Annotated in this window: 1 protein-coding gene and 1 pseudogene; both read right to left on the reverse strand. The window is 49.2% G+C overall.

Going from position 1 to position 951, the window contains the following annotated elements:
* Positions 1–522: 23S rRNA (guanosine(2251)-2'-O)-methyltransferase RlmB (gene rlmB / locus R8N49_RS25510; RefSeq protein WP_318190260.1), on the reverse strand; the 522-nt coding region annotated here is incomplete at its 3' end.
* A gap of 62 nt (positions 523–584) precedes the next feature.
* Positions 585–951, reverse strand: a pseudogene (locus R8N49_RS25515) (ribonuclease R); the annotation flags it as partial.

A 951-nucleotide genomic window follows, 5' to 3' on the forward strand; every position in this document is an offset into this window, starting at 1 on the left:
ACCCACGAACCAGATGCCCTGCTCTTGCAGAGTACGCATTGTGCGCGCTAGGTTGGTTACACGAATCAAAGGCACCACTTCTGCAGCGCCACAGGCTACTTTGCTTACTGTCGCATTCATTGGTGCGGATCGATCTTTAGGAACGATAATCGCAGCAACACCAGCAGCATCGGCGTTACGTAAACAGGCACCCAGGTTGTGAGGGTCAGTCACGCCATCCAAAACCAATAGCAACGGTGTCTCATGCTGCGCTAGGATGTCGTCGATGTCGTTTTCGTTCAGCTGTTTTGCTGGTTTTACGCGCGCGATGATGCCTTGGTGGTTTGCACCATGTGCTTTGTCATCCAAGGTTTTACGCGTCATTTGTTGGATAGAAACACCACACACCTGCAAATCGTTCAAGATTGGCATTAGGCGATCGTCTTGGCGTCCTTTTAGAACGTACGCTTCAATAAAGCGTTCTGGTTCACGTTCCAATACCGCTTTCACGGCATGAATACCGTAAATAAATTCGTTACTCATTACTTAACCTGTTTCTGTGCTTCGCTCACCGCCAATCTGCAGTAACAGATTGGCGCTTCAGCCTACTGCGCGTCTTGCTTAGTGCGCTTGGTTTTCTTTGGCTTACTGTGTGGCTTTTTCTTGTGGGCTTTCTTCACCTTTGGCTTCTTTGCGCTGTCGTCATCCCCACGTTTTGGCCCTTTGCGTTTACGGCCAGAATCCGTTTGTTCTGGGCGCTTAGTTGGCTCAATAGCAGGAACAGCGCGCGCTGTAGCACCTTCTTTTGATGAAGAACGTGTCGCCGCACGTTTTTTCTCTTTGGCTTTGCGTTTCGCTTCCGCAGCTCGTTTCTTAGCTGTCTTACCTTCGCCGCGTAGCTTACGACTTGTTTCGACCAATTCAAAGTCAATTTGCTTGTCATCTAGGTTAACAGCCAGCACTTTTACTTTG

This window comes from Vibrio sp. 1978 (genome assembly GCF_033344345.1).